The organism is Petralouisia muris (assembly GCF_004793545.1).
Classification (GTDB): Bacteria; Bacillota; Clostridia; order Lachnospirales; family Lachnospiraceae; genus Petralouisia; species Petralouisia muris.
Window position 1 is genome coordinate 1 of sequence record NZ_SRYA01000116.1, and the last position, 9,387, is coordinate 9,387.

Below are 9,387 nucleotides of genomic sequence, written 5' to 3' on the forward strand. Positions count from 1 at the left end.
ATTTGTTCCTATTTCTCAAAAACTACAAAACCACATTCGTAAGGATGGTCGCAATACACACTTTCTTGCTTATCAGTGCGGTATAACATACTTTTCAGTATAATTAGAAAATCTCCGCCACCTGAAATAATCATAAATTCTGCCAGAATAAATAGCAGTAATTGATTTGTCATTACAGAAACTACTGCTGCTCCACCGCCTAAAACTAATGTAGGCATAGCAGTTCCCAGCAAATATTGCCACTTTTCCAACGGTTCGGAGCAAGTACAGTATGGAGAAAAACTACTCCAAATAAATCCAAAATCAATCGAATGAAAATGATTCTTTGCAAAAATACTCCAGGTAATTCCATGTATTAACTCATGCAGAATGGATAGACATAAAATAAGCATAAGTAATACTACAAGAAATTCCCACGAAAGACAATCTAAATCAAAACCATTCACCTTATAGTATATCCAAAATGCTAAAGCCATAAATGGCAGCATAATTAAAAGACATAACGGTTTTGCTTGTTGAGTATTGATAATTATTTTCTTCATTTTATATCCTTTTTGCTGCATTTCAGAATTGAATTTTTCAAAGTCATTTTTACGTTTTAATTCTTTTTCTGTTAATTTTCTTTTATCGTTATCCATAGATAATTCCTCCAAATTTTATACGCTTATTCCATTGCCCTGATTTGCTCAACAAGAGATTGCTTTTTCAGATTTCCAGTTGTGTAAGAAATCAAGGTAAACTGCACAATCAGCAGGATTGCTAAATATATCAATACGATCAGCCACGGAAATGAATAATAAAAGTATGGATTCATCATTTTCACAACTACCTGTATGGATAGGAAGCCCAATCCAGTTCCCAAAACCACTGTTACAAGCATAGCAAAAACGGAATAAATCAATCCCTCATAACACAGCATTTTGATCAGTTGCTTTTTACTCAAACCAATTGCCTGTAACATTCCAATTTCCTGCCTGCGGGACAGAAAGTTTGTGATTGTTGTATTGACAAGGTTGATGAAAGAAAAGCAAACAACAATAACAGCCACGATCAACAATACCCCGAAAGAAAGTTGTTGAAGCCCGCTATAATAAGTGATACTTTCTTTTATGGTTTCCATAACCAAATCGCTATTTCCGTCTATCCGTTGATTTAATGCGGCTTCAACCGTATCAAATTTTTCCATATCGGTAATTACGGAAATCGTACCTGTGCAATCTATCCCGGTCGCTTCATTCATAAGCTGCTCTGGAAGCGCAAAGCACTTTGAGAAGCCGGAGTAAGAATATTCATTTACAATGCCCATGACTGTATAGGTCTTTGTGCGAATTTGCCCGGATTCGGTTTTATAGTCCACTTCGACGGTATCACCCAACGAAACCTCAATATCATAGAGATCGGCACGCTCTTGAAGCAAGACAATTCCATTGCCTGCCACCAGTTCATCATAATCAATCGTTCCCGCAATTCGCTCTTTCTCCAAATTCTGCTGCTCATCTTGGCAAAATCCCTGAATCCATTTTCCAGAACTGCCATTTACACGATATTCTGCATCCGTGTAATACCAGCGTTTGATTCCTGTAACACCATCAATAGATTCTACTGCATTTACAAAATCGGCATTTAGAAAATTCTTTTGCTGTAATCCAGACAAAGAAATACTGGCAGTGTCCCACGATTGATTTGCGTTGAGCTGGATGTTAAATTCACCGACAGGGAAAGCCCTGCCTCTTGCTTCTGCAATGCCATCATAGGAAACTAACATTGTCGAAATCAATACAACCAATACTCCGCCGAGTGAAAGAGAAAGTATTGTTAATGTGGACTTTGCCCTTTGCCTGGACAGATTCATTTTAGCAAGTGAAGCAGGCGTTATTTTACGGTGCAACACGGAACTTTCTTTCATTTTCCCCTGATAATCGGAATATCGCAATGCTTCCAGCGGAGATACTGCCGCAGCTCTTTTTACAGGAGTATGAATAGCAATCATCACAATAATAAATGCAAAAAGGCCAACCCCGACCGTCACACATAAAGCAGTCAGCCAGTACCAACCGGCAGGAACCAGAAAATACCCAATCACATTTCCAATAACCAGACCAATCGGGATAGCAATGGCAGCAAGTAATTTTCCCTCGCAGTAAACCATCTTTTTGATCTGTCGTTTTGTTGTACCGATTGTGCGAAGCTGTCCATAGTTACGGATACTGCTTGCCACTGAAATATAAAAAATCGAATAGATCACAATGCCGGAACCAATGAAAGTTATAAAACCGATCAAGAAGTAGAACAGCATATCACTTCCACGATTTTCGTCCTTTAAGTTGAAATAAGTGGAACGGACAATCACATTATCATCGGAAATTTCTAATTGCTGTGCCAGAGTGTTTGCATAGTTGGTGGCTTCTTCCTCGCTCATATTTTGAGCGCCTTTCAGTCCAATGTAATAGTCAATCATGCCCTCGTCGCCATACTGCTGTCTTACTAATTCTTTCGATATAATGGCTGTATAGCGCCCAATATCGCCGGTTTTCACATCTAAGATTCCCGTCAATTTGAAATCATGGGCAGTGCCGTCAGAAAAGGAGATTTGAATTGTCTGTCCCAATTCATTTGAATAGCCAAAACTGTCCAAAAAGGATTCCTGTACTACAATTTCATCCTCTGAAGCTGGTAAGTCTCCCGAATAGGGCATACTTTGGGATGTTAGCATATCTGCATTTGCATAAGTAAAATTAACGGTTGAATGGTTTACCTGTTTCGAAAATGCGTTAAAAAATTCCCCGACCCACGCAATTTCTTCCTGCTTGTATAGTTCCTGTCCCTGTTGTTCAGAAATCGCATGATACATAATCTGCGCTGTTTTTTGGTTGCGGTTCTGCGTTTCCTGCATAACCCCAAAGCCATAGAGGACAATAGCAGATAGCAATGCGCTGGCAAGTGCAATCGTCAAAACAATAAAGATATTTCTTTTTCGATTTGCTGATATACTGCGGTTTGATATGCGCTTTACTATGCCGCTGGTATCGTTTTCAAAAGGCCATGTCATAGCCTGCCACCTCCTTATTCCACAATTTGTTCCTATTTCTCAAAAACTACAAAACCACATTCGTAAGGATGGTCGCAATACACACTTTCTTTCTTATCAGTGTGGTGTAACATGCCTTTCAGTACAATTAGAAAATCTCCACCACCTGATGCAATCATGTACTCTGCCAGCAAAAATATTAGTAATTGATTTGTCATCACCGCAGCTACTGCACTCCCACCTCCTAAAACCAATGTAGGCATAGCAGTTCCTAACAAATACTGCCACTTTTTCAACGGTTCGGAGCAAGTGCAGTATGGAGAAAAACTACTCCAAATAATTCCGAAATCAATCGAATGAAAATGTTTTTTTGCAAAAAGCCCCCAGGTAATTCCATGTATTAGCTCATGCACGATAATCAGGCATAAAATAAGCAAAGGCAACGCCACAACATATCCCCAGGAAATACCATCTAAATTAAAACCATTCACATTATTATAGAGCCAAAATGTTAAAGCCATAAACGGGAACATGACTAAAAGAGCTAAATACTTTGCTTTTTGTGTATTGATAACCACATTTTTCATTTTATATCCTTTTTGTTGCATTTCAGAGCTTATTGTTTCAAAGTCATTTTTACGTTTCAATTCTTTTTCTGTTAATTTTCTTTTATCGTTAGCCATAGATAATTCCTCCAAATTTTATACGCTTATTCCATCGCCCGCATTTGTTCAATCAGGGATTGTTTTTTCTGTCTGCGGATTGTCCAAACAGACAAGATCAGCTCCATTCCGAACAATACCAGAATGAACAGGCCCATTTCCAAAACCGGGAATTGATAAGACACTACATTTCCGGCAAAAGCACCTATGCTCATTTTTCTGCAAGCAAAGATGGAAGCGGGAAGCCCAACGATCAGCGTCGCCAATGTTGCAAAGAGCGCATAGCACAATCCCTCGCAGATGTTCATTTTACACAGCTGTTTTTGTGTCAGGCCGATGGAGCGCAGAATACTGTTTTCCCGCTTTCGGGCTATCTGGTTAGAGAGTGTCGTATTGATAAGGTTGATAACGCCAAAGAGGAACACCATCCATGAAAGTACCTCCATACTGCCAAACGCAAGAGAATTTGACATTTTTTCATATGCAATCGCTGTATTGATTTCGTCTAAGGCAATATTACTATGGCTGGCTACAATATTTTTCAATTCAGACTCTACATGGTCCGCTTTTTTCGGATCGCTTACAATGCTCCATGAATAATCAAACGAGGTTATTTCTGGATGCAATTCATGGAATAATGCTTCCAGTGCATATTCAAGCGGACCATCAAGGTGGAGTGCTCCATGTCCATTGGTTGGTATGCTCTTGCTGTCAAACACTCCGGATATAGTAACAGGAAGGGTTGATTTTCCGGAGATAAGTTCAACTGTTGCTCCTGCTCCTATATTATAATAGTTACTTGTATGCGAATCAATTATGATGCTGCGCGCATCCGGTGGCATAGTTCCATCTATCAATGCAGCTTCAACCGCAGAATAGTTTTGTTCAGTCAGTATATCACACATACCAACACCCTCAATTCCGTTGGCACGATAATTTACATGAAGGCTTTGCCTTTTTGCAATCACATCAGTTACACCATCAATGGACAAAATTTCCCGCTTTAGTTCTTCATTTAGTGGATTTCCCGCCGCCATAACTTCTTGTTCTGTCAACTCAGAAAGCAAATAAATTTTATAGTCACCGTCCGGGAAAACCTGTCTTGCAAGCGCCTCTGGGGAGCGCAGCAAAACGAGGGAGGATACCACAAGCAGAATAATTCCACCTAAGCTTAATGAGGCAATAATACTGATTGTCTTTTTGCGGTCACGCTTAAAATTCGCGATTCCCATTGAAACAGGATTGAGCTTGATGTTCTTTTTCCGGCCGCGGATGTTCTTTTGTACCGAGGTGAAACGGACGGCTTCAATCGGGGAAATCCCTGCCGCAATTTTTACCGGTTTACGGATGGAAACAGATACCATGATCCAACTGCTTATGAGTGTCAAAATAACCGTTGCCACATAGGAAACAGCGTTAAATCCCTTGGAAAACAGGAGAAAACCGCCGCATACGCCCAGCACTGTGCCAATCAGAATCCCGATACTGCCGAGTTTGTGTCCCTCCCGCTTTACAATCCGCTTGATTTGCTTTGGCGTTGCACCAATCGTCCGAAGCTGCCCGTAGCTCTGGATTTTGTCATTGATGGAGATACGGAAAATACTCTGGATCACAATATAGCCGCCGATCAGAACAATGGCAGTCACGCCAGCCATCAGTGCAAAATCAAAGGATTTAGAAGCATAGACAAAATACTTGCTGTTCATTTTGGGCATAGGAAGCTGATATTCCTCCGCAATTTCCCTGCAGTAAGAGGTCATCAGTTCTTCGCCCAACTGCTCGCTGTTTTTGAAATGGACATAGGCACGATACCCTGCCGGGTCAAACCCATTCCATTCTGTCAGGGCAGCTTTGGAAAGAATGATGGCACAGGCATTCGCTTCTTTTTCATTTATGCTGTCCATAATGCCGCTAACAATATAATCACCATGAAAGCTCTCTGTATCTAAGGTCACAATGTCCCCAATCCTGGCATTGTTTCCATAGGTGGAAAGAAAGTATTCGCTTACGACAACTTCATTTGCTTTTTCAGGAACCCGGCCCTCTAATAACTCCATCTGTGCCTTGGTAATCTCCATCATTTGCGCATCACAATACACATAGGACGCATGATAGCCCTGTTCCGAAAGTTCCTCACCGAGCACATAGTAGCCGCCTATGCGCTCAAACTCCGGCAGTCCTTTCAGGGTTTCAATATCATTTTCATCTACGCCCATCCAAACCGCCTCATAAGTATCGACAACCTGATTGCGCTGCATTTGTATCAGAGAAGTAGAAACAATTCCTGTAAAACAGATTAGGAACGCCGCCAGCGCAACGGCGATCACCACCATCAGATTCCGGCGCTTCTCGCTTATCAGACTTTTCTTTGCCAGCTTCTTTGTAATGGCGCTGGTGTCATTCTCAAAAGGCCATGTCATAGCCTGCCACCTCCTTATTCCACAATCCTGCCATCCTCAATGCGGACAATCCGATCTGCAAGGCGGGCAATGTCATTATTGTGGGTAATCATCACGACAGTTTGCCGGAACTCCGCGCTGGTGCGTTTGATAAGCCCCAGCACCTCGGCGCTGGTCTTGCTGTCAAGGTTGCCGGTCGGCTCGTCGGCCAGCACGATAGCCGGTTTGGTAATCAGGGCGCGGGCAATCGCCACACGCTGCTGCTGGCCGCCGGAGAGATTGTTCGGCATATTTTTCAGTTTATCTTCCAGCCCCAGCAGGTGAACAATCTCGTCCAAAAACTTCTGATCCACCGTGTCCCCGTCCAGCTCCACCGGCAGGACGATGTTCTCATACACATTCAGGATGGGAACAAGGTTATAGTTCTGGAAGATAAAGCCGATGTTGCGGCGGCGGAAGATGGTGAGCTGTTCGTCGTTCTTCTTTGCCAGTTCTTCGCCACGGACAATCACGGTTCCGTTGGTGGGAGTGTCCAGCCCGCCCATCATGTGAAGCAGGGTAGACTTGCCGCTGCCGGAGGTTCCCACAACGGCCACAAATTCGCCCTCGTCTACGGAGAAGTTCACACCGTCAAGGGCGCGGGTAATGTTCGGCTCTGCACCGTAATGCTTTTTTAGGTCAATCGTCTGTAAAATGCTCATATTCAAAACTCCTTTCAAGGCTTTCTGCCTGTTGATAAGGCTATTGTAAAACCCAAATGTCCGCGAAATGTTACAGCGGCCCAAAAAATTCATTGAAAATCGGGGTGAAATGTTACAACGCTCGGACATTTCAGCCGAAAACCTGCCACTGGCAGCTTTATCGGCACACTACTGCGAAAATTTTTATGACAATTCCCGTATTTGATCTACCAGAGATTGTTTTTTTATCTGCCGGATTGCCAAATACGAGAAAAGCATTTGGACAGCAAGCATCAGTATAAAATAACTGAACATTTCAACTGTCGGAAAATGATAGCTTACTTTTCCAAAAATACTCATTGCACTAAAGACGGTGCAGAGAAGATACCCGATAAGAGTTCCGCATGATATGGAAAGAAGCAGCACCCCTAATGTATAGAATAAGCCCTCTATCAATAACATTTTTGAAAGCTGCTTACTGCTCAAACCAACCGCTTGCAAAACACCCAGTTCTCGCTTCCGTGTCAAGATGTTTGTTATCAGTGTGTTTAGCAGATTGATAATGCCAAAAACCCCGATAAACATAACAAAAATGTAAACTGGCATACGATAATTCAATAGTTTTTCGTTGTATGCCTCTGCCCAATCATTCAAGGTACTGACATAGAGGCTGGAAGTCGGTGGAATTATCTTTTGGATTTCATCTTTTGCAGCTGCCCATTTACTGTCATCTGTATCTACAATAAATTGATAATTGAGGTTTTCAACAGGAATGATCTTTGACAGCATTTCTAAAGGAATAAATAGCGTATCATATCCGCCATACGGGATATCAGCGTCCACAATTCCCATTACTTTTACTTCCAATGTTTGTCCGCCAACTTCAATCAGAAGTTCATCCCCAATCGCTGCATCCCACCCAAAAGTTTCTTTCCACTGTGGGCCATTTTCAATAATAATGCCATTATTATTGAGTAGTGCTTGCAAATCTGCTGTACCATCAATCAAATATTCTTCAAGCAATTTTTGAGAGCTTGGCATATATGCGTCTGAAACAACCGGTTCAATATCTCCCGTTGGCATACGAACATTCAAAACGGTGCCCTGGTATTCTTTTATTTCTTCCACACCATCTATGTCCAAAATGGATTCTCTAAAATCTTCTGTGAGCAGATTCGATTTTTGGAGTTCTGAATATTGTTCGCTGTTATGTGCCTGCGGCCCGTAATCGCCTAATTCAAGGCGAATTTCTCCGTAAGGAAAACTCCTGCGCGCCATCGCTAAAGGATCAATGGAATTAAAATATGCAGAGCTTGCCATCAGCAAAATTCCACATACCCCTAACGACAGGATCGTTAAAGCGGTTTTCTTTCTGTTCCTTGCAAAATTAAGGAAAGCTAAATTTTTCGCGGATAGAGAACGATGTAACACTTTTGTACTGTTGGACATTACATCATTATTGCCCACCATATAACGGACTGCTTCAACAGGCGTAACATGAGCAGCAATTTGGGCTGGCTTAATTACAGCAATCATAACGCATAGATACACAAACAGAGCTGTGACAGCGGCAATTACAAATACCATTAAAGTGTTCCAGCCTTGTGGGACAAGGACATATCCCGCTATTGCACCGGCTAATATTCCAACCGGAATACCAATTCCGGAAAGATGGAATCCCTCTCTAAAAACGATTTTTTTCATCTGTTTTCCAGTTGTCCCTATTGTCCGCAGTTTCCCATATTCTTTTGTTTTTCTGGCTATGGACACATAGAACAGACTGTAAATAACAAGGGTACAAGCCAAAGCGATAATAAGACTGATAAATGCTATTACAGCGATATATTGACTGCTTCTCTGTTCAATGAGAGAAAAATAATATGTTGAAAACTGCATTTGCTCCGGCTGTATTTCCAATTCTCTGCACAATATTGATAATTCAGCTTGTATAGCGGCCTTAGACCAACCATCAGATTCATTCAGACGGATATAAGCGGAGTATGCCGGTTCGCTGATCTTGTTTTCAATATAGGACTGCGACACGAATACGGAATAATTTGAATTTTCGACAGGCAAAATACCACATAAGGTATAATCTTTTTCTCCATCTCCCAGATTTAACGATATAGTATCGCCTATGGATTTGGACAATCCAGCTCTATCAAGAAACGCCTTTGTGATAGCAATTTCATTTGTAGATTTGGGCAATTCTCCCTCTAAATCAGGATATTTTGCTAATTTCATCAGCGTTTCGTCCATTGAACGAACGGTTAATTTGTAGTCCTCATAAGATACTAAACCCAACAAATGACTTACACCCACTTGAATCCTATCGTCATTTACTAATTTCGTAATGGTATCATTAGCGACTTCATTGATAACTGCTTGATAACGCCCAGCCGCATCATTTAATGATTTTCGCTGCGAAGCAAAAAAATACAAGGTCGTTGTCATTATCAAACAGGTAGCTAAGGCAATCGTAATGATAATGAGGATGTTTCTACTTTTATCTGATTTTAAGTTTCGTTTTGCCAACTTTTTTGTAATGGCGCTTGTATCGTTTTCAAAAGGCCATGTCATAGTTGTATCACCTCCATATTTGATAAGGCTATTGTAAA

The 9,387-nt window shown here is 41.5% G+C and carries 6 protein-coding genes; all 6 read right to left on the minus strand.

From position 1 onward, the window contains the following. Nucleotides 1-8: 8 nt before the first annotated feature. The gene (locus E5329_RS26780; protein ID WP_135992246.1) at nt 9-638 is read right to left on the minus strand and encodes a DUF3267 domain-containing protein; all 630 of its coding nucleotides are present in this window, start codon (nt 636-638) and stop codon (nt 9-11) included. Between the two features lie 26 nt (nt 639-664). Beyond that, on the minus strand, nt 665-3,049 hold the full coding sequence (locus E5329_RS26785) for an ABC transporter permease (protein WP_135992247.1): 2,385 nt from the start codon (nt 3,047-3,049) through the stop codon (nt 665-667). Nucleotides 3,050-3,081: 32 nt separating this feature from the next. Continuing rightward, nucleotides 3,082-3,711: a DUF3267 domain-containing protein gene (locus tag E5329_RS26790; RefSeq protein WP_135992248.1), complete on the minus strand. Its 630-nt coding sequence runs from the start codon at nt 3,709-3,711 to the stop codon at nt 3,082-3,084. Between the two features lie 26 nt (nt 3,712-3,737). Next, nucleotides 3,738-6,110, minus strand: coding sequence for an ABC transporter permease (locus E5329_RS26795; RefSeq protein WP_135992249.1), 2,373 nt, complete (start codon nt 6,108-6,110; stop codon nt 3,738-3,740). 14 nt (nt 6,111-6,124) lie between these two features. Continuing rightward, a complete protein-coding gene (locus E5329_RS26800) occupies nt 6,125-6,790 on the minus strand; it encodes an ABC transporter ATP-binding protein (protein WP_135992251.1) in 666 nt (221 codons plus the stop codon). A gap of 183 nt (nt 6,791-6,973) precedes the next feature. Next, nucleotides 6,974-9,349, minus strand: coding sequence for an ABC transporter permease (locus E5329_RS26805; RefSeq protein ID WP_135992250.1), 2,376 nt, complete (start codon nt 9,347-9,349; stop codon nt 6,974-6,976). Nucleotides 9,350-9,387 lie beyond the last annotated feature (38 nt).

What these genes read in the sequence shown, in the direction of transcription:
- E5329_RS26780 (WP_135992246.1), bottom strand. Translation starts at nt 638, where the DNA reads ATGGATAACGATAAAAGAAAATTAACAGAAAAAGAATTAAAACGTAAA.
- E5329_RS26785 (WP_135992247.1), bottom strand. Translation starts at nt 3,049, where the DNA reads ATGACATGGCCTTTTGAAAACGATACCAGCGGCATAGTAAAGCGCATA.
- E5329_RS26790 (WP_135992248.1), bottom strand. Translation starts at nt 3,711, where the DNA reads ATGGCTAACGATAAAAGAAAATTAACAGAAAAAGAATTGAAACGTAAA.
- E5329_RS26795 (WP_135992249.1), bottom strand. Translation starts at nt 6,110, where the DNA reads ATGACATGGCCTTTTGAGAATGACACCAGCGCCATTACAAAGAAGCTG.
- E5329_RS26800 (WP_135992251.1), bottom strand. Translation starts at nt 6,790, where the DNA reads ATGAGCATTTTACAGACGATTGACCTAAAAAAGCATTACGGTGCAGAG.
- E5329_RS26805 (WP_135992250.1), bottom strand. Translation starts at nt 9,349, where the DNA reads ATGACATGGCCTTTTGAAAACGATACAAGCGCCATTACAAAAAAGTTG.